This window comes from Alteromonas sp. K632G (assembly GCF_017653625.1).
GTDB classification, from domain to species: Bacteria; Pseudomonadota; Gammaproteobacteria; order Enterobacterales; family Alteromonadaceae; genus Alteromonas; species Alteromonas naphthalenivorans.
In genome coordinates this window covers 20,047-40,241 of sequence record NZ_JAGGDM010000002.1, presented here as the reverse complement: position 1 = coordinate 40,241, position 20,195 = coordinate 20,047, and the positions used below count along the sequence as shown (strand labels likewise).

Below are 20,195 nucleotides of genomic sequence, written 5' to 3'. Positions count from 1 at the left end.
AATGAATAAACAGTCAATGTAAGCCTTTTTCCATGAGGCTGGGTGCAACGCATAAACTGTCAAATAATTTACAAGTGAAGAATATAACCGTTAAGCTATGATTACGATTACCCCTACTATTACGCTAGAAGATAGCGACATTGAAATGCAAGCCATCAGAGCACAGGGTGCCGGTGGGCAAAATGTCAATAAAGTGAGCAGTGCTATCCATCTGCGCCTTGATATACCTGCCTCGTCTTTGCCGCAAGAGGTAAAAGATACGCTGCTAAATACAAAAGACAGCCGAATTTCTAACGATGGCGTGTTTGTGCTAAAAGCGCAGAATTCTCGAACCCAAGAACAGAACCGGGAAGATGCTATTGTGCGTTTGAAAGCGTGGATAGTCAGTGCCACCAAAAAACAAAAACCAAGGAAGGCAACCCGCATGAGCCGTGCGGTAAAAGCAAGACGCGGCGAGGCCAAAAAGCAACAAAGTGTGAGAAAGTCTATGCGGAAAAAAGTGGATATTTAAGCGACTTTAGCCTAAAGTATAGCTCTTCAGCGACGTCGTTTCGTGAAATGAATGGAACATTCTACGTATTAATGAGTTAGATACGAAAAATATACGATTAAAGAATACGTTTTGCGCTCAAGCTGTTGTGGATATTAGGGAATTTCTTCAATGACACGGTCTGACATTATACCTATGGTACTTTTCGCTGCCATCGTTGTCTCGCTTGGGATAAATACGCCACAAGCCGCCAACGAAATTATCGCGAAACTCTTCGGTAAAACTATTTCAAATAGCGAACTACAACCTAGCCAAAGTGATGTAGATCGCTTCCAGTCAATTCTTAGTGACAAATCTGAAGTTGAGATCCGTAAACTTTTAGCTCAGCGTGCGTTAGGCACTAAAATTAGCGAATCTGTTATTGCTGACTTTGCCGACGAGAACAATATTGAGCCTTCAAATAGTGAAGTTGAGTCTGCTTACGCGGTTATAAAAACCTGGACAGTCGATTTAAGCCACAATGCTGAATACTCAGATGAAGAAGTTGAACGTTATCGTTTAGCCATGGCAGAAGGCATGGCTAAGAGTTGGAAGGTGTCTAAGTCACTGTATGAAACCTTTGGTGGAGACGTTGTTTTCCAGCAAAGTAATCCGCTTACCCCCGTTGGTGCCTATAAGGATTTGTTCGAGCAATATCGCTCACAAGGCGAGTTTGTCATTTACGATCCTGTTTTCAAAGCGGCTTTTTGGGAGTCGGTAAGAATGCGTTACTCTAATGTACTTCCTCAAGAAAATATTGATTATTCATCACCTTGGTGGGAAGCTGGACTCAATGCCTCTGGTGATTAAGATGTCTTCATTACGCTGTTTTGTATAGCTTTTTTAGATTTTTGAATTAAATGAAACACCCCGCCTAAAGCGGGGTGTTTTTGTTTGTGGAAAATTTTTTATCGCTTGTTGGGAATAAACTCTGAGGTTCATTCGTTATTTAAGTGTCTTTGATGAAAAACAGGAAATAAACGAATGAACAAACTACATACTGCTTTAATTGTTGCACTAGGTCTTACTTCAAACGTGGCGCTAGCTCAGGCTGTCGATACATCTGTTTCAGTGTTCAATAGCACCCAAGCTTCAACCAATGTATCTGGTGAGCAAGCAAGTGCTACTCAGTCAATGTCCTCACAAACTTCAGCTTCTGCAAACGCAGATGCACAGTCAAATAGTGTTACAGAAACTGAAGCTAGCAGCGAAACGCAAAACGCAGACCAGGCTGATGCTACTGCCACTACTAACGACACATCAGAAACATCTGATGCGGCAAGCGGCGAAATGCTTACTCAACTTACCAGTGCCCAAAGTGCTCTAGTAGGCAGCGGTGCGGCAACGCAAACCATTGCTTCTAATGCTGCAGGCGCCTTAGATATTACCGCTTCAACTGCCACAGATATGGTATCAGGCGCCGTTGATAGCAGTGTTTCGCAGGCGGCGGATGTCAATGCCATAGTCTCCTCAACACTTACCCAATCAGTTGAAGCAGTAGCGCAATCGCAGGTTGAAGAAAGCGTGGCTAGCCAGGTATCTGGCCAAGTAAGTGGGCAAATCGAAAATACGGTTTCCACCACCGTTGAAAACACGGTGAGCGGAAGTATTGCTGGCATTTTGAACCAGTAAAAGTCACGCGGTTCAAGGTAATAGACGAATCTTGAACCGCCGCCACCTCTGGTTATTCCAATAACTATGAAGGTTATATAAACAAGGGGGGCGCTACTCCCAGCCCCGCCCTTACTTCCATGTGTTAATTCCGTGAGCATTCGATTTAGTAGGACACCTGCATGAGCCTTAAAACCTCCACATCATTATTAAGCGTATTAAGTCTATCTATTGCATTAAGCTTAATTGGCAAAATTGCCATGGCGAGTCAGTCAGAAAACAGCGCAGAAACTGACGGACACAAGTTGATAAAAGTGACTGGAGAAGCCTATATCGGTGCTCATCACGACTCAAATGTGAACGTTAGTGAACTTGATACGAATACCGACACATCCGACTCAGCAATTAAAGGGAATGCGAAGCTTAAGCTAGCGTTAATGCCTACCGATAAATGGCAATTCAGTGCGTCTGCACAGCATAGTGAAACGCGCTACAATGCACTGTCGAATTTTGACCTAGCTATCACTACCTTGTCGGGCGAGGCGAGTTACCAATTGTCTTGGACTAAAATTGGCGTTCATCACTATTACGCAAATGCTGACCTTGATAACAATGCTTTTCTCACTTACCAACAAAGCGGTGTTTCATTGGCCAACAGTGCGTTTACGCAAGGTTACTGGCGATTAAGTGTCGACACCATCGATAAGTCGTTTGAATCGGTGCCAGAGCGCGACGCCGATGCGCTATCTAGCCGCATTGACGGTTTCTGGTTTTTTAAAAACCAAAGCTTTATGCAATTGGGCGCGAAATATCAAAATGAAGATGCCTTGAACCAAGCGTTCGACTATTCCAGCTATGGTATTGACGCCAGTTATGCTTACCCCGCCAGCTTGTGGGGTAGCGCACTCGATATCAAGCTCGGTTATGAAATGGAAAACAGACACTATGGTCAAGGTAGCCTAAGCAGCGAGCCTACTGCTTCAGGAGCACCTTTCAGTGAGTTTGAACAACAAGGCGGCAGGCGACGAGAGGATGATAGGCATGTTTTCAAAGCGAGCATAGAATATGCTGCTATGGAGAACGTAGATTTTATCGTAAGCACGCAATACAAAGACTATGGTTCAACCTTAGTATCGGCAGACTATCAAGAAACCATTGGTGAAATTGGTGTTAGATTTCATTTTTGATAGCACAATAGCATTCACTGTTGATTTAACTAATGGAGAATACCTACGCCAAAAACCGGGTCTCGTCCCGGTGCTCCAGCATCTATAGCTTGGTCGCGCAATGTGACTAACGCTTGGGCTGGATTTGAACTAGCGCGAAATAGACAGGCATAGCGGGCTGAAACAAAAGGCGTTGCCATCGATGTGCCGGTCTCACGGCTAGTCGTACCATCTGGATGTGCGACTTCTACTGAAACACCGCTGGCCGCAAAATCAACATAGTTACCTTGATTGGCCCATCGATAGATAGCGTGGTTATTGTCTACTGCTGTTACCGCAATAGTTGACGGGTATGCCGCGGGAAACAAAGGCGGAGAGGCTGGTCCTTCGTTTCCAACTGCTGCAATAATTTGCACCCCTTGCTCACTGATTTTTTGTATAACGTTGGCCAGTACCGAGTTTTCTGGCCCTGCTAAGCTCATATTAATAACATCAACCTGTTTGGCGACTAAATAGTTGAGACCATCAATTAATGATAATAAGGTCGCGCCCTGACTAATACTGTTTCGCGTATAAAAGACGCTAGCGTTATAGAGGTGACTTCCTGCACGCATATTATCTGCCAATAAGCTGGCTACTGACGTACCGTGTACTTGGGTAGTTGGTAAAGCTTGTGGAAGAAAAGGCTGTTGTTCAATAACAAGGTGTTCCAGTGCTTTGTGGTTTTGCGCAATGCTGGTATCTATCATTCCAATACGAACAGGTATTTGGCAAACGCCTGGTTTATCAGTAGTTGTAATGTTAGCTAGCATGTCTTGGTTGTTGTTTTTGATTTTAGCGCTTTCTGCTGCGCCCATGCCTTGCGTTAAATAAATATGATTACGACCTACTTGCGTTTTTAGTGTTTCCGGTAAGCTGTTTCTTATTTGAGACAGTTCATCGAGGCTAGTATTAACCTTTAAACGGTAAATCCATTGGTCTATAGCGGCTAAATGGCGAGACGATTCAATGGTGATGTCGGGGTGAGAAAAGTGAGTTTTGTCAGCCTCGCTACCGACAACTAACCATTCTCTTTCCAATGCTAAAAATCCATCAGGGGCTTTTACTTCTTTTAGTACAAGAGTGCCTGAAGGCGAGGCAAGGCTTAGGGGCGATGGAACAGAAAATTGCGGGGCAGGTATGTTAGCTAAGGTGTCAAACCTACTTTCAACACCTTGTGTTACCTGAGTTTCAAGCACATCTCGCACGGTGCCTACATCAACGGGCACGCTATCAATGATAGGCCTGACGGGTTCGATTATTTGACGGCCAATAGTTAACTGGGCGCTGGCATTTAAGCTTCACACGCTGCCCATTGTAAATATTAAGCCGCCTACTACGCGCTGACAAAGCGATCTGCACTTCATAATTTTACCTCACTTGCTTTGCGACTAAACCCATACAGGCATCACCGGGCCCAGCGTGCTTGTTACTCACCGCGAAGGACTCGGTCAACCTATCCATAAATAAAGCTGGCATAAAACGTGCCCTTAATGATGGGATAACCCTTTTCTCGTACTTAATTAACGTTTGGTGATGTAAAAAATTCCCGTTCCTTGGGAATAAATCACGGCATCAAACGTTAACTAGGTATAAAGCATGATTTCATAGGAAGTTGTATGAAAGAAGAAGTGACTGAACTCGTTCCATCATTAAGAAAATTTGCGTTTTCACTTACCGGCAATATACATGATGCTGATGATTTACTGCAAAATACGATTGAGAAGCTACTGACTAAACCTTTGCCACAAGATGCCACATTAATGGCATGGGCATTTCGAGTTTGCCGCAATTTATGGATAGATGAGTATCGTGCGCAAAAAGTAAGAACAAGTGCGGCGGTTAGCCCTGAATTGCAGGCTAAGGATGAGGCGCATTTGGATGAAGCCCTTTCAGGTGGTATTACGCTAAAGCAAGTAAGTAAAGCCATGGGGGAATTACCCCCAGAACAACGAGAGACCTTGTCACTTATTGCTATACAAGGAATGAGCTACGCAGATGCTTCAGAGGTACTTGAGGTGCCTGCTGGGACTATTATGAGCAGACTTGCTAGGGCAAGAAGCAAACTCAGTAATATGCTAAACCCACAACAAGAGGTGGTGTTATGACAATATCTGACGAAATGCTTTGTGCATTTTTAGACGCAGAACTTAGCGATGACGACATGGAACATGTCAGAACTGCTATTGCCAGTGATCTTGCACTGTCAGACCGCTTAGCGTCTTTAGCGCAGGTAGACATGATGGTGAAAGCAGCGGCTGATGCTGCAACGCAAAAACCTTTACCTAATAGCGTAGTGGCATTACTTGCAGATGATGCGACCTCAGAAGCCTATCTTGAGCAAGCAGATTTCGACTCAGACCATGTAAGTGCAAGCCAGGCAAGTGAGAGGATGCCAAGCAACGTTACTTCGTTTAATCGCAAAGCCCAAGACGCTAAACGTAGTGGGAAGTGGAAATTCCCTTTATCGTTAGCGGCTGGAGTGGCGTTAGTGGCAGGGTTAACCTTGATGCAATCAGAGTATACAGACCCCCTAGATCCTGCTGGCACTTCGTCAACGAATAACCATTGGGCGAATGTATCTACAGCCCTCGATAATAATCTAACGGGTGAGATGATGGTAACCGATGCGGGCATGGAGATAGTGCCACAACTGTCGTTTATGAATAAACAATCACAGTTGTGCAGACAAGCGCAGATACAAGGTGAAGATGAACTGAATATCATGATTGCGTGTAAAAATGAACAAGGCATTTGGCAACTTCACGCGAGTAAGCTGATGACAGCGGGTCGCAACAAAAGTGAGTATCAAACGGCAAGTGCCAATAAAGTACTTGATGAAGAGATAGATTTGTTAATGGTATCGACGCCATTAAACAGAGAACAAGAGCAGCAAGCTATTAATCATGGATGGCAGTCTAAGACTGCCGAAGGAGTCGTTTATGAAAACTAAATTTATAGCGTTTCTAGCAGTAATGCTAATGGCGGGGTGCGCGAGTCAACCCGATTATCGACAGGCATCTAATGGTGGTTTTGGGTATACCGAAAGTAAATTAAGTGAAACCCAATACCGCGTTCACTTCAAAGGTAGAGGGTCTGATAAGAGTAAGGCTATGGACTATGCCATGTACCGTTCAGCGGAGCTGACCTTACTGAAAGGGTATGATTGGTTTGTAGTAACCGATCGGGAAACCATGGTAGATAAAGAGCGCGTACAAACATCACCTCAGGTTGGCTTCAGCCAACGCTATGCGCGGGTAACTGAATGTGGCGTTATTACTTGTAGAACGTCTTATCATCCTACAACCCAGTTTGAATCTGGCATTTTCGTAGGTGGTTCGCAAAAGAGCGAAATCGAAAGTATTTTGAATATTGAGATGGGAAAAGGTACACGGCCCACGTCGGCCACCAGTTTTGATGCAAGAGAAATTAGCAACAACTTAAAACCTGATACGGAATCTTCACCTTAAGCACTTACAAGGTGCTTAGCCCTAAAGGTTAGGTTGTGTTATGTATAAAAAAAGCCCCGAATGGGGCTTTTTTTGTGCTGCAAGCCGTTAAGGCTTAGGTAAAGTGCCTAGTTGAAATGGTTATCCACTTCTTTTTCGGCTTCTTCACGGCTCTTGCCGTATGCTTGCTGAATTTTACCTACTAATTCTTCACGACGACCATCTATTACGTCTAGGTCATCATCGGTAAGTTTACCCCATTGCTGTTGTACCTTACCTTTCATTTCTTTCCAGTTGCCTTCGATACGATCATTGTTCATATGTTGCTCCTTTAAAAAGAATAACCGAGTGGTTATTGTGAACTGCACTTAATAAGTAGCAATCCCCATTCCAAAGATTAACATTATGAAAAATAGAGGTTTTTACTGTTTTAGAAGAAGGTGCTATTGTCAATGCCCTGCATTATTTACAGGGCGCTGAAAGTCATACAGGGTTTTATGTTTCAGCGCGCCCTAGTTAGGCAAGTTGTTGTGCAAAGGCTTCAACATCTTGGCGCTTATCTATCTTATGCTGATCTTCACTGCGCCCTTCACGCCAATAGCTGCTAATGTACACTTGGCTGTGGGGTACCTCTTTTTCGTCCTTAAGCCACGAACGAATTTTTCTCATTTGAGAAAATTCACAGGCAACCCATACAGCAGGGGTTCCTTGTTGCCAGTCAATACGCTGCAAGGCGTCAGACAATGTTGCTTCTTTTTTAGATACCCACTGAATCGATACGCCTTCAGGCTTTTCTAACGTGGTAGCATCGGTTTCATGTTCAATAGCTATAACTGCAATGCCTTTAGTATGGCTAGGAAGTGCTTGTAAATAGTTTCTATTACTGGGCAGCGCTGTCATGTCGCCTGCGAAAAGTACCCAGTCATAATTCTCTGCTAACGCTTTACTGCTACCAGGGCCTGCAATAGTTAGCTTGTCACCTTCTTTTGCGCTTAGCGCCCATGCGGCGGCGGGGCCAGTTACTCCATCTTTTGCATGCACTACCATATCAATGGACATTTGTGCTTTTTGTCTATCGAAGCTGTTTATCGTGTAGGTACGCATAGCAACGGGTTTATCTTTGGCAGGCTGAACGACAGGGTCACCATTTAAATCAAAAAGTAACTTAACGTAAGCGCCAGGGCGAGTGTCTGGAAAGTCTTCTAATGTAGCGCCGCCAAGGACAATACGTTGCATGTTTGGTGTTATACGGAAAGACTCGATAACTTCAACAACACGAGGTGCGGGTTTAGACATGATTTTCTCCAAATACGACAGTGGATATAGCTTATTTGATAATAGTTCTCATTTCCATTTCTAAGATTGGGATGAAATCTAGCTAATAATTCTGGTTTTTAGAAAAGTAGGTCGTAATACGGAAAAGAGGAAGTTTTTTATAGGCAAAAAGAAAGGGGCTAAAGAGCCCCTTAAGAAAAACACAACATAACTTGGAAAACACATTTACACTTCACAAAGCCAACACACTAAATGACTCCATGTATTAGTAAGAGCGGTGGAATAAAGAAAAGTTCAGCAAAATATAAAAATAAATAAAAAGTTTTTAAAAGCGTGATTTTCAGGGCCTCTTTTATCATCGGTTTAGTGGTTTAAAAAGAAAGGAAAGGGTTTAAAAGAAAAGGAAAAAAAATAAACTAACAAGCAAAAAAATGCCCGCCAAAGGCGGGCTAAAATCAGAGGTATATAAAAGGCCGGGAAGGGCCTTAGAGGGGAGAGGCACGCTGTCGGGTGACAGCACACTAATAATATCGATGACATTACTAGTGTTCCTCGATATGGCCATTGCTGAAGGCATAATGCCGAGTCAACAGAGCCAAATAGGTTACAATCCTTTGTTGCACATGGACATCAATGTCTGTGCCAGTGATGTGGGCATCCAGTAACAATCGCGAAAATAGCGTTTGCAACTCTGCATCCTGCAGGCCTTTACGACTTAATCCAAGTCGCCATCACACTCAACTGGCGCAAAAACAGATAATCGGTCATTCACGTCAACAACTCCTTTAAGCAAATCAACCACTCCGTGGGGATTGCTTTGTCGACATCAATGTCAACCTTGCTCGTCATCAAGACGCATCCTTTTTCAACATCCGTGTTGGCGTTAAACGTATTTAACTTTCCGATAAACAACAGAGCGACGTTAACCTTGCTATCAATCCTTGCATCCTTGGCCGACGAATTTCCTTTTACGTCCAATGTTGTCAGCCTGCGCAGATAAAGTCTGTAATATCATGGTTACCTTCGTGGTAACGGTATGCCTTCCTAGCATCATGTTTACGTCTGTTGTTATCCGTTAGTCTAATTAATGCCAAACTTGTGCCAAAACTTAGAGCTGTTTAAATATAATGGTAAATTATTGATATAAATCTATTTTATTCTAAATTTAAAACGTTTGGCATTAATTAGGCGTATGTTAAAAAATATGGGTGGGAAATTTTTTCCTACTGCCGTGTCGTTTCTTACCGACATGCACATACGCAATGACAATCACGGTAACCTTGCTTGAAAATATGCTTGTTTAACGCACAAATTGTAATATAATAAAAATCTAATATATTAAGGTTTTTGATATGAAATTAGCAATTGATATGCTTTTGCATGTAAGCACGCACAAAGGGCGATGGGTGTATTTTTTTCTCGCCGTGATAACGGCATTTGCCGCTTTTCAAATGCGGTTAATTCAGATTGATACCGATCCTGAAAACATGCTGGCGGAATCTCATCACTCTCGTACCTTTCATAATGAGGTAAAGCAAACCTTTTCCATGCACGATGCGATAGTGGTTGGTTTGGTGGTGCCGGAAAAGGGTGCCAAAAGCGACGAGGCCACAAGCGGTATATACACGCCAGACACCTTAGCAGCCATTCACCAAGTGACTGACCATGTATTGGACATAGAGGGTGTTATTAGCCAGGACGTCATGTCGTTTTCAACGGTAGACAACATTAAGCAGGGTAGTGACGGTAGTCTTGAGTTTTCATGGTTAATGGCCAGCCCACCTGAAACCGCAAGCGCAAGTGCTGAACTACAAAAATCTATCGAAAGGCTGCCGTTACTGTACGACACACTGGCTGCGTCTTCAGGTAACGCTGCTGCTATTTATATCCCTATTGCCGACAAGAATGAAAGTTATCGCATTGCCCAAGATATTCGCGCTTATTTAACGAATGTTGACACGGCAGGCCAATGGCACATCACAGGCTTACCTGTTGCTGAAGATCAGTTTGGGGTAGAAATGTTTGTGCAAATGGCTATCGCTGCACCTGCGGCTGGTGCCATGATTTTTATTCTTCTGTTCTTATTTTTCAGAAATTGGTCGCTTATTACTGCGCCCATGATAGTGGCGATGGCTACAGTTATCATTACCATGGGTGCTCTCATTGGCATGGGATTCACTGTGCACATTATGTCATCCATGATTGCTATTTTTCTCATGCCAATCGCGGTAGTCGACTCAGTACACATATTGTCTGAATTTTCCGACCGTTATAAGCCAGGTGAAAATGCAGGTAAGGTGATCACTCACGTGGTTGAGCACCTGTTTAAGCCCATGCTGTTTACCTCACTCACTTCATCAGCAGGCTTTTTCTCTTTAATGCTAACCCCTATACCGCCCGTGCAGATCTTTGGTGCTTATATTGGCTTTGGCATTTTATTGGCATTTTTGATTACTCTTACGTTTATCCCTGCTTATATTTCCCGTATGTCGCCCGCGGCATTAAGCAAACTTCAAGTCGCGCTACATCAAAATGAAGAAGCAGATAATAATGAAGGCAGTACCACGTTACTAAAACGTACCGTTACTAAACTACGCTACATCGCGCTAAACCACAGAGCGCTGATTATTGCTGTATTTGGTGCAATTACCCTAGTATCAGCGTGGGGAATTACGCAAATTAATATCAACGACAACCCTGTGCGTTGGTTTAAACAAGACCATGAAATAAGGGTGGCAGACAGGGCCTTAAATGCAGAGTTTGCGGGCACGTACAATGCTTATTTGGTCATTACAGATACCAATAAAAGCATTGATGCTATCAAGGTATTAAATGAGGCAAATTTACCATCAAGTTTAGATGAATGGGTTGAGCAAACTCAGGTGTCGATAAACCAGAGCGACGATGCTAACAAAATGTCGGAACTTGCCATGCGTATTGATGATGCGCTATTTAGCAATCTCGACGATGATGAACTAACCGCGTTAGACAACTTATTGCAAGTCGTTGATGCCGCGAATGGGAATGCCAATACCTTCCAACAGCCCGCAGTACTTGCGCATATTGAGAAGTTACAAGCGTACCTAGATACTCAACCTTTAATTGGTAAATCACAGTCTTTGGTTGATGTAGTCAAAGTGGTGAATCGTGAGTTGCGCTCAGGTAATGAGGTAGACTACGCATTGCCCACCAACAACCGAGGCGTGGCACAAACCCTAATGCAATATCAGTCTTCCCACCGTCCTCAAGACCTGTGGCATTTTGTCACGCCGGATTATCGCCAAACGCTGATTTGGCTACAGCTAACCAGCGGTGACAACCAAGATATGACGAATGTCATTTCGCTTGTTGAAGATTACTTTGCTAATAACCCACTACCAGAAGGGCTAAGCTACGACTGGGCAGGTAAAGCCTACTTAAATGTGGTGTGGCAAGAAAATATGGTAACAGGCATGTTGGAAAGCTTGCTTAGCGCCTTTGTCATTGTATTTGTGATGATGGTACTACTGTTCCGTTCTTTAGTTTTTGGCGTGCTCGCTATGCTTCCCCTTACCATCACGATTACCTTTATTTACGGGCTTATTGGCATTGTGGGTAAAGACTACGACATGCCTATTGCTGTACTTTCGGCGCTTACCTTGGGGTTATCTGTGGATTTCGCTATTCACTTCCTTGCTAGGGCGCGTGAAATCTATAAGGAAACGGGTAGTGTGCCAGACACCTTAGACGCTATGTTCGATGAGCCTGCCAGTGCAATAACGCGAAATGCGTTGGTGATAGCACTGGGCTTCACCCCTTTACTGCTAGCGCCGTTAGTGCCTTACATAACGGTGGGTGTTTTCTTGGCGAGTATCATGGCGGTTTCTGCCTTGGTGACTTTGTTGGTCTTACCCGCGGCCATGGTATTTTTAAAACGTTGGGTTTTTAAAGGAGCTTAATATGCGTAATTCAATGCTTCACATCACAAATGTTAATCGCGTTTTCTCTGGTATGGCACGCGCTAATACTCACATCAACACTAAAACCTCCAACTCGAGTGTTCGTGTTTGGTTAACGAGTATGTTGCTACTTTGCTTTTCTTTTGCCGCGGTGACTCCCGTTACCGCGAATGCGCAAGAAGACGTGGCGAGTATTATTGCGAAGTCAGAAAAGGCCGCCTATTACGCAGGCAATGACGGTAAATCAATGGCGCGAATGATCATCGTAGATAGTCAAGGGCGTAAACAAATGCGTCAGTTCACGATTTTGCGTAAAGACGTGCTAAACAATGAAGGTACTGAAAGCGGCGACCAAAAAATGCTGGTGTTTTTCAGCCGCCCAACCGAAGTAAAAGGCACGGTGTTTAGAGTTGAAAAGCACACCAACATTGATACCGATGATGATCGTTGGTTGTATTTACCGGCCCTTGATTTAGTAAAGCGCATTGCCGCTGGCGATAAACGCACCTCGTTTGTCGGTTCACACTTTTTTTATGAAGATGTGTCGGGCCGTGCAGTGTCAGAAGACAACTTCACTATGCAAAATACCACCGATACCCACTATGTGTTACGCGCAACGCCTAAAAGCGCCGGTAGCGTAGAGTTCTCTCATTATGTCGTAGAGATAGACAAGCAAACCTACTTGCCCACGCTAATCAACTTTTTCAAAGGAGATGATAATTACCGCCGAGTTGAAGCGGTATCAGTAGACACAGTTCAAGGGTACCCAACGGTAGTACGAAGCAAGGTGTCTGATTTAGCATCAGGGGGTTATACCTTAATGGAATTTCGCGGTATTCAGTACGATATTGCGTTGCCAGACAGCGTGTTTAGCGAACGTAGCTTGCGAGTGCCACCACGAGAGTTTGTGGAGTAATCGTGATGCGGGCAGCACAGCTTTTTTCAGGGAAATACTTTGTTAGCGCACTTTTTGAGGTCGGGCTACCGGGAATAGCGCTACTTGCAATAGTGCTGCTGGGAATAAGTGTTTCAACTCCGGTGTATTCACAAGCACTCCAGAATGAAATTGCACAAGATGTACCCGCTAAAACTGAACAAATCGACAACCCCGAGCCTGCTAGTGACGATAGTTTGGAAAATGAAGGGTGGGATGATAACAGCTGGGGCAACGAAGGTTGGAGTGACGATAATTGGGATAGCGAAGACTGGGGCGAGCAGGACAATAGCGCTACCGCTTACACCTTAAGTGGATTTGTCGAGTTAGCGGCAGGAAACCGAGTAGCTACTGACGCTGCCATTGATGCTAGCAGCACCTTACGAGATGCAAGAGTGCAACTACGCGCTGATTACGCGCTAGCAGCATCGAAACTTAGTTTTCGGGGCGATGCGTGGTACGACGGCGTTAAACATCAACGAGAATTTCAGATACGTGAGCTAGCATGGCAAGGCAATCTTGCTGCTTTGGGCCAATGGGGCAATGCTTTTGACCTGAAAATTGGGCAGCAAGTACTCACTTGGGGAACAGGTGATTATGTCTTTCTAAACGATCTTTTCCCAAAAGATTATCAGTCATTTTTTTCTGGCCGTGATGATGAGTATTTAAAAGCGCCCAGTGCTTCTATTAAGTTATCTGGGTATTGGGAGGCCATAAATATAGATGTTGTGGTGACACCAGAATTTGAACCTGATATCGGTATTACAGGAGAAGTCTTTTCCTTTTTTAGCCCCCAAGCCGATGAAAATATCGCGCCAGCGTATACCGTAAGTAATGAGAATACGCCTAGTGGTAGTGAAGTGGCGTTGCGGGCGCATCGCACATTTAGCAGCTCGATTGGGAGTATTGAGGCTGCGTTATACGGATATCGAGGTTATACCAAGCAACCCACCGCCGTAGATGAATTGGGTGCGCCGCGTTATAGCCGCTTAAATGCCATTGGCGCCAGCGTCGTTATGCCATTGGGTAAAGGGATTGCAAATGCAGAGTATGCGTATTACCGGAGTGTGGAAGATAGTGAAGGTACTGATCCATCTGTGAGTAATTCCCAGAGCCGCTTCTTACTGGGTTACAGCCAAGAAGTGATGGCTAATGTAACCGGCGCTGTGCAGTGGTATACCGAAGCCATTCAACATCATGATTCACTATTGACTCATTCACTCTACCCAGAATATGAGCAAGAAGCGTATCGCCATTGGGTTACAGGTCGTATTACATGGCAGGCGTGGCGACAAACCCTCACTATCAATAGCTTTCTATTTTATTCACCTACGGATAATGATGGTTATTTGAAAGCTAGCGCCAGCTATTCGCCGACTGATAAATGGCAGGTTCGAGGCGGAGTAAACCTATTTAGCGGCGAAGAAACACATACTTTCTTTGCTCAATTCGAAGATGCCAGTAACGTCTATTTTGCGTTTAGGTATTTTTATTAGTTTGCGCAGCAAACAAATGTAGTCGTAAATTTTGTACAAATTAACTGGGTGCGATTATTTAAGAGGAAATGATAATGTCTCAGGAAAAAGCATTGACCGCTTTTGCGGGCTTCATGGTGTTGTTGTCGGTTGTGTTAACCGTATGGGTTCACCCAAACTTTGTATGGTTTACGGTGTTTATTGGCGCCAACTTATTTCAGCAAAGCTTTACCGGCTTTTGCCCCGCCACACTTTTTTTTAAAAAGGTATTGGGGCTAAAAAGCGAAAGAGAGCTGGCTCAACAGCAAAACTAGTTTAACGATAAGCGAATTTAAATATTCGCGAAGGCACTAGTTAGGCTTAAGCGTTGATGGCTAGCTACGCTTACCAAGAACCATACATAGGGTTAGGCAAAATAAACAAGCTAGTGCCGACTTCAGGCAGTATCGCTGGCAGATAAGCATCTTCCTGCGTTACCCCTTGAAAATCTTCAATATTATCGCCAATTTGCATAATAATATTATGCGGTTTGTTCCAACCCTCACTTGCCGTGTCATTCGTGAGCGAGCAAGCTGGCGAGCCTTGCTTTACGGCATTACGACGGCGGTCTTTATCGTTCACAATGTACTTATGATCAACGGCCTCTTTGTCGGCAGGTAATCTGCCCATAATACAGGTGTTGCTTGGTGTAAGCGGCAAGCCCATGGCGAGCAAGTTATTCCACGTGTGGCTGTCTAAGGTTTTATCGCGGTTAGTAATAAGGGCAATTTTTCCACCTCTTTCAATCACGGTTGTTAGAAACTTATCTACACCGGGAACTAACGTGGCTTCTTCCCTTTTTATCCATGCGTTCCAGCTTTCGCTTGAATACCCCAAGCCTTTTGACTCACGCTCTTCTTGATAAAGGCTGTTATCTAGCACGGTTTCATCTACATCTAGCACGATTACGGCAGGCGTTTGCTGATTTTCAAAGGTTGCAGGCAGTGCGGCGGTAGCTTGCTTATAAACATAGGCGCTAAGAAGTGGATACTCTTTACTCTGGCGTTGGTATTTCACAGCGTTAGATAAAGAAAAAGACGCTTCTGGCGCAGCGTCCGCTACGCTGGTGTCAGCCTGTGGGGTAGTAACACAGGCTGATAGCGCGCTTAGCGCCAAACAAGACACGGCAATAGGTCGCAGTGCGGTCTTAAGAGAAGTCGAAGCAGTGGTAAACATGTTTATAGTCCTTGCTTGGCGGTAACGGTTTATCTTCGCCAATGAAAATTTTGATGCGTTACTTTGACACAAAACGTTCCGGCTTCAAAATAAAGGTAACTTGCCCGAGCCTCACTTTGTCGTATTACTGATAAAACTAACTAGCGCCGGGCCTAATGCTTCTGCAAAGTCTCAGGCAAAGTCGAGTAAATCGGTGCCAAAGAAGTTATCGATAATGCATCGCCATTCACCGCTGTCGTTTCGCTGCATCACATACACCGCTCGTTTGCCGTCGCAAGGTAATGTGTGGGGAGCGGCTTTTGGCACTAGGTAAAGCTTAGCGATTACTAACGCCACATCACCCGCTTCAATTACAATTTCATCGCCGGTGGTAACGATATGCTCCGGCATGTATTTGCGTTGGAAAGTTTGTAGTGCGCTAACACAATCGTGCTGGGCTGTGCCTTTTAGCGGCGTAGATACCACCTTGGCATTATCGCCATAGCAGGCGCTAACCGAAGCTGGATCGTTTTCGTTTACCGCGTTATGCAAACGGGCTAATAACTGAGTGATGTTGTTCATGGCTGTCGTCTCGTTTGTTTTTACCGCGAAGACAGACTTAAGAAAAACCCGCCTTGGCGGCGGGTTTTAGTGATGTTTTACGTACGCACTAACTTTCCCGCCAATTATTAATAATAATAGCGAGGAGGATAATTGAGTTTAACGCCAAACCTTGGCGCGGTGCTGAAAACAGCAATGTGCGTAATGTCATAACCGCAGTATTTAATTTGCCGAATAAAAAGTCAATGACTTTGTGGGGTAGATTCTCATCGCTTAACAGATGATGTGCTAGGGCAATCGAAACGCGCGGTAAACCCATCCATGGGCGCTCCGCCACAGCATCCATGCTGTGGAGGGTTCCGATAGCCCTTGCACACCATCTATACTGAGTTCGTACGGTAGTAATCGGCAAGCCCGTAAATGTTCCAAGGGGCTCCGCTGCCGCATCCTTGCGGCAGAGGGTATGAGACTCGCTCTCCACCCTCACTCTGAAACATAGCTGGCTACTTCGCCACAGCATCCATGCTGTGGAGGGTTCCGATAGCCCTTGCACACCATCTATACTGAGTTCGTACGGTAGTAATCGGCAAGCCCGTAAATGTTCCAAGGGGCTCCGCTGCCGCATCCTTGCGGCAGAGGGTCATAAGGCATGCGCTCCACCCTCACGCTGAAACTTAACATAGCTAGCTACTTCGGCACAGCATCCATGCTGTGGAGGGTTCCGATAGCCCTTGCACACCATCTATATTGAGTTCGTGCGGTAATAATCGGTAAGTCTGTGAATGTCTGGAAGGGCGCGCTCCGCTTCCAAGTTTTAGCAATATGTAAAATTGTTACCCATTCGAATCGGTTTGTTTTAATGTCGTAGATGAAATTAAAAAATAACAAATATAGATGCTTTAGGAGAGAAACGAATGCGGGTAAGAAAATGTAGCGTTACAAAAGCCCTTCCTAAAAGTGCGGTGGCATTTGCTGTATGTGCAGTAGGCTTAAGTACTACTTTATTAAGTGGCTGCAATCCCGCACCTGAAGATGCGCCTAAGCATGCACAGCAGGAAGCCAGAAAGCGTTAAACAGCAAGAAGATAAGCGACTTGTCGCGTTTATAGAGGCGCGTTTTGATAGGTTGGTGGCACAAAGCCCAAATCTCCAATCTTACCTAGGTATTAACAATGGCGCGCAATCTACGTGGAGTGACACGTCTGATGCGTTTGCTCAAAAGCAGTTAGAAAACACAAAGGCCGATCTGGCTAAATTAACTGCCGAATTCGACCGCAGTGACTTAAGCGACGAAGGTAAATTGAATTTTGATTTGTTTAAGCGAGAGCTAACTAACGAAATTGAAAATGCAGCCTTTCGTAAGCAAAGTTATGTGGTTGATCAGTTTAGAGGTCAATACACTTCAGCCATTACCTTGCTTAAAAATAATCACCGTATTGTGAATGAAGCTGGTGCACAGGCGTATATAAATAGGCTTGTAGGTTTTGAATCGCTCATGGACGATATTGTAGCGAGAATGAAAGACCGGGCAGCCTTTGGTGTGTTACCGCCTGCATTTTCGTTTGATTCAATGATCAACGACGTGAGTGCTATGTTAACCGGTGCACCTTTAGATGCCCCGGTTACGAGTAGTAGCAAGCTTCACCCCTTGTATGCAGACTTCAAAGAAAAGTTAGCCGCACTGCATTTAGAAGAATCAAAAGAAAATGCATTGCTTGAAGAGGCTAGTAGCGCGCTTAAAGGGCCATTTAAAAGAGGCTACAGCAGCTTACTCGCCACGTTGAAACAACAAAAGCCATTACAAGCTAACAATGATGGTGTTTGGTCGTTGCCTAACGGCGATGCTTATTACGCGAATCGAGTAAAAGCTGAAACCACATTAGCGTTGTCACCAGAAGAAATTCATGTGATTGGTTTAAATGAAGTTGCACGTATTCATCAACAGATGCAGCAGATAATGGATGAGGTTGAGTTTACGGGAACACTACAAGCTTTTTTTGAATTCATACGCACCGACCCAAATAATTTTTATGCCAATAACGACGAGGGTCGAGCGGCGTTTTTGGCTGATGCAAAAGCGCAAACCAGTGAAATCTTTGCCGTTGCCGATCAATATTTCCATACTCTGCCAAAAGCGGATTTAGAAGTACGTAGAGTAGAGCCTTGGCGTGAGAACTCTACGTCTATTGCGTTTTATAATCGTCCCAGTTTAGATGGAAGCCGTCCTGGTATTTACTATGCTAATTTGGCTGATATGACAGGGGTTCAAAAGTATGTGTTCAAAGCGATAACTTATCATGAAGGCGTGCCCGGCCATCATTTTCAAATTGCCCAGGCACAAGAACTAGAAGGGCTGCCGCGCTTTAGGAAGTATTTAGGTGTAGGGGCTTATATAGAAGGTTGGGCCTTGTATGCAGAACAATTAGCGTTCGAGATGGGCTTTTATAAAAACCCATTGCATAATTTTGGCCGTTTGCAGAATGAGCTTTGGCGAGCGGTTCGCCTAGTGACCGATACCGGTATTCACTACAAACGCTGGTCGCGAGAACAAGCCATAGAATACTTTGCTACCAACACGCCTTTATCACCACAAGACATTGAAACGGAAGTAGAGCGTTATTTTGTAAATCCAGGGCAGGCGCTTTCATACAAAATGGGTATGCTAAAAATACTGGAATTACGTGAAAAAGCGCAAGCGCAGATAGGTGATAACTTCGATATTCGCGACTTCCATTCAAGCGTACTGGGTGCTGGCGCATTGCCTTTGGACGCGTTAGAAAAGCGGGTAGAGCAATACATCAACACTAAACAATAATAGCAGAAGGACAATGCCCTACTTCTTCTCTGCGATCGGCGGTATAAATATCTGTAGGTGAAACATGAATGTATTAACTTCTACAAGTTATTTCCTTTTGATAACTATTGGCTTAGTTGACGTTTACGCGTCAGCAGAGACTATTGAAATAGATAGCATAAAATACACATCGTCCATTATTGAAGTAGGGGCTGGGCAACCATCGATTATCGCGTCGGATATTAACGCTGATGACAACCAAGATGTGATAATCGCGAACGCGTCTGATAATAATATTATCACTTACCTTTCAGACGGGAAGGGTACCCTAAACCGCGGCGGAATTTTTGCTGCAGGGGATAGCCCTTCTGGGTTAGCGATATCAGATATAAACGCAGACGGACACGTTGATGTGGTTGTTGCCAATCATGAAACTTCGTACATTACTGTGCTCTTTGGCAAGGGGGATGGAACCTTTGTCGAGCCGCCGCATTCCCCCTTAAATATTAACGTAAAGCCTCATCCCCACGTTGTGAAATTGAGTGACATTGATGGTGATGAAACGCCAGATTTAATTGTAGATAACAGAAGCCACAATGGACTTCTGGTACTAAAAGGCTTAAGTGCAGGAAGATTTAAAACGCCTGGTAAGGTTATTAACGCAGGTGGAGACCCATACCGAGGGTTTGCTGTTGGCGACATCAATAACGATGGTTTTGAAGATATGGTTACTCCAAATCAGCGAGATATTGGCGTATTGGTAAATACTGGCGATAAGCAAATGCGCTTTTCTTTAAGCAAGTTAGCCCAACCGGAATCGCCCTTTGCTATTGAACTTGCTGATATGAATGGCGACGGAAACCAAGATGTCATTGTAGCGACAAATGAAAGTATGATTACCATTATGCTCGGCGATGGTCGCGGTAATTTTCTAAAAGTCGCTAAATCAGAAATTAGCGCTTCAGCAGGCGCTAAACAAATTGCCACGGGCGATATAAATGATGACGGAATTGATGATGCGTTAATCAGCAGTTGGTCAGGTGAAGTGCTTGCAATATTGGGAACTAAGTCGTCATTTAAGTCTATCAGTTTCAAGCACCCTCAAATTTCAAACCCCTGGAGCCTTGCCATTCTCGATATAAATCAAGATGGTAAAAGTGATTTTGTCATTGGAGATGGTGACAGTAAACGGGCTGCTGTGTATGTTAGTAGCAATGACTTGTAGGCGTTG

General features: G+C 44.4%; 21 protein-coding genes. 15 read left to right on the top strand and 6 right to left on the bottom strand.

Going from position 1 to position 20,195, the window contains the following annotated elements; translation table 11 throughout:
• Window positions 1-97 precede the first annotated feature (97 nt).
• The 4 genes from arfB (at window position 98) to J5X92_RS02835 (ending at window position 3,327) form a co-directional block, all read left to right on the top strand.
• A complete protein-coding gene (gene arfB, locus J5X92_RS02850) occupies window positions 98-511 on the top strand; it encodes an alternative ribosome rescue aminoacyl-tRNA hydrolase ArfB (protein WP_126874021.1) in 414 nt (137 codons plus the stop codon).
• A gap of 150 nt (window positions 512-661) precedes the next feature.
• A complete protein-coding gene (locus J5X92_RS02845; protein WP_013786471.1) occupies window positions 662-1,339 on the top strand; it encodes a hypothetical protein in 678 nt (225 codons plus the stop codon).
• A gap of 174 nt (window positions 1,340-1,513) precedes the next feature.
• Window positions 1,514-2,161 carry a hypothetical protein gene (locus tag J5X92_RS02840; protein WP_126874022.1) on the top strand — a complete coding sequence of 216 codons (648 nt, stop codon included), beginning with the start codon at window positions 1,514-1,516 and terminating at the stop codon, window positions 2,159-2,161.
• A gap of 161 nt (window positions 2,162-2,322) precedes the next feature.
• Complete coding sequence (locus tag J5X92_RS02835; RefSeq protein WP_013786469.1) at window positions 2,323-3,327, top strand: hypothetical protein; 1,005 nt, start codon at window positions 2,323-2,325, stop codon at window positions 3,325-3,327.
• 29 nt (window positions 3,328-3,356) lie between these two features.
• On the opposite strand, the gene J5X92_RS21365 is transcribed toward J5X92_RS02835, so the two are convergent.
• The gene (locus tag J5X92_RS21365) at window positions 3,357-4,574 is read right to left on the bottom strand and encodes a S8 family serine peptidase (protein WP_208804542.1); all 1,218 of its coding nucleotides are present in this window, start codon (window positions 4,572-4,574) and stop codon (window positions 3,357-3,359) included.
• A gap of 390 nt (window positions 4,575-4,964) precedes the next feature.
• On the opposite strand from J5X92_RS21365, the gene J5X92_RS02825 reads away from it, so the two are divergent.
• From J5X92_RS02825 to J5X92_RS02815, 3 genes are read left to right on the top strand one after another with little or no spacing between them, the layout of a single operon-like run.
• Window positions 4,965-5,453 (top strand): RNA polymerase sigma factor, encoded by a 489-nt coding sequence (locus tag J5X92_RS02825; RefSeq protein WP_013786467.1) that lies wholly within the window; start codon window positions 4,965-4,967, stop codon window positions 5,451-5,453.
• Window positions 5,450-6,298, top strand: a complete 849-nt coding sequence (locus J5X92_RS02820) for an anti-sigma factor (RefSeq protein WP_208804541.1) — start codon at window positions 5,450-5,452, stop codon at window positions 6,296-6,298. The genes J5X92_RS02825 and J5X92_RS02820 overlap by 4 nt, the downstream gene beginning before the upstream one ends.
• Window positions 6,288-6,815 (top strand): hypothetical protein, encoded by a 528-nt coding sequence (locus J5X92_RS02815; protein WP_126874025.1) that lies wholly within the window; start codon window positions 6,288-6,290, stop codon window positions 6,813-6,815. Before J5X92_RS02820 ends, J5X92_RS02815 begins: the two co-directional genes overlap by 11 nt.
• Before the next feature lie 107 nt (window positions 6,816-6,922).
• Here J5X92_RS02815 and J5X92_RS02810 read toward each other — a convergent pair whose 3' ends face one another.
• Together J5X92_RS02810 and J5X92_RS02805 are read right to left on the bottom strand one after the other, a co-directional pair.
• Window positions 6,923-7,114 (bottom strand): CsbD family protein, encoded by a 192-nt coding sequence (locus J5X92_RS02810; protein ID WP_126874026.1) that lies wholly within the window; start codon window positions 7,112-7,114, stop codon window positions 6,923-6,925.
• Window positions 7,115-7,310: 196 nt separating this feature from the next.
• Window positions 7,311-8,090: a siderophore-interacting protein gene (locus J5X92_RS02805; RefSeq protein WP_208804540.1), complete on the bottom strand. Its 780-nt coding sequence runs from the start codon at window positions 8,088-8,090 to the stop codon at window positions 7,311-7,313.
• A gap of 512 nt (window positions 8,091-8,602) precedes the next feature.
• On the opposite strand from J5X92_RS02805, the gene J5X92_RS21205 reads away from it, so the two are divergent.
• From J5X92_RS21205 to J5X92_RS02785, 5 genes are all read left to right on the top strand, one after another.
• The gene (locus tag J5X92_RS21205; RefSeq protein WP_256771023.1) at window positions 8,603-8,734 is read left to right on the top strand and encodes a hypothetical protein; all 132 of its coding nucleotides are present in this window, start codon (window positions 8,603-8,605) and stop codon (window positions 8,732-8,734) included.
• 687 nt (window positions 8,735-9,421) lie between these two features.
• Window positions 9,422-12,007: an MMPL family transporter gene (locus tag J5X92_RS02800; protein ID WP_208804539.1), complete on the top strand. Its 2,586-nt coding sequence runs from the start codon at window positions 9,422-9,424 to the stop codon at window positions 12,005-12,007.
• Window position 12,008: 1 nt separating this feature from the next.
• A complete protein-coding gene (locus tag J5X92_RS02795; protein WP_013786459.1) occupies window positions 12,009-12,923 on the top strand; it encodes an outer membrane lipoprotein-sorting protein in 915 nt (304 codons plus the stop codon).
• Window positions 12,924-12,928: 5 nt separating this feature from the next.
• Window positions 12,929-14,437, top strand: coding sequence for a hypothetical protein (locus J5X92_RS02790; protein WP_013786458.1), 1,509 nt, complete (start codon window positions 12,929-12,931; stop codon window positions 14,435-14,437).
• A gap of 74 nt (window positions 14,438-14,511) precedes the next feature.
• Window positions 14,512-14,730: a DUF2892 domain-containing protein gene (locus J5X92_RS02785; protein ID WP_013786457.1), complete on the top strand. Its 219-nt coding sequence runs from the start codon at window positions 14,512-14,514 to the stop codon at window positions 14,728-14,730.
• Between the two features lie 70 nt (window positions 14,731-14,800).
• Here J5X92_RS02785 and J5X92_RS02780 read toward each other — a convergent pair whose 3' ends face one another.
• The 3 genes from J5X92_RS02780 to J5X92_RS02770 all read right to left on the bottom strand — a co-directional run bounded on the left by J5X92_RS02780 (window position 14,801) and on the right by J5X92_RS02770 (window position 16,778).
• On the bottom strand, window positions 14,801-15,631 hold the full coding sequence (locus tag J5X92_RS02780) for an HAD family acid phosphatase (RefSeq protein WP_013786456.1): 831 nt from the start codon (window positions 15,629-15,631) through the stop codon (window positions 14,801-14,803).
• Between the two features lie 171 nt (window positions 15,632-15,802).
• A complete protein-coding gene (locus J5X92_RS02775) occupies window positions 15,803-16,192 on the bottom strand; it encodes a DUF4440 domain-containing protein (RefSeq protein ID WP_013786455.1) in 390 nt (129 codons plus the stop codon).
• A gap of 88 nt (window positions 16,193-16,280) precedes the next feature.
• A complete protein-coding gene (locus J5X92_RS02770) occupies window positions 16,281-16,778 on the bottom strand; it encodes a hypothetical protein (protein WP_208804538.1) in 498 nt (165 codons plus the stop codon).
• A gap of 307 nt (window positions 16,779-17,085) precedes the next feature.
• Here J5X92_RS02770 and J5X92_RS02765 point away from each other — a divergent pair, with 307 nt between their 5' ends.
• The 3 genes from J5X92_RS02765 to J5X92_RS02755 all read left to right on the top strand — a co-directional run bounded on the left by J5X92_RS02765 (window position 17,086) and on the right by J5X92_RS02755 (window position 20,189).
• Complete coding sequence (locus tag J5X92_RS02765) at window positions 17,086-17,244, top strand: hypothetical protein (protein WP_208804536.1); 159 nt, start codon at window positions 17,086-17,088, stop codon at window positions 17,242-17,244.
• Complete coding sequence (locus J5X92_RS02760) at window positions 17,216-18,985, top strand: DUF885 domain-containing protein (RefSeq protein WP_208804535.1); 1,770 nt, start codon at window positions 17,216-17,218, stop codon at window positions 18,983-18,985. Before J5X92_RS02765 ends, J5X92_RS02760 begins: the two co-directional genes overlap by 29 nt.
• A 64-nt stretch (window positions 18,986-19,049) precedes the next feature.
• Window positions 19,050-20,189 carry a VCBS repeat-containing protein gene (locus J5X92_RS02755; RefSeq protein WP_126874031.1) on the top strand — a complete coding sequence of 380 codons (1,140 nt, stop codon included), beginning with the start codon at window positions 19,050-19,052 and terminating at the stop codon, window positions 20,187-20,189.
• Window positions 20,190-20,195 lie beyond the last annotated feature (6 nt).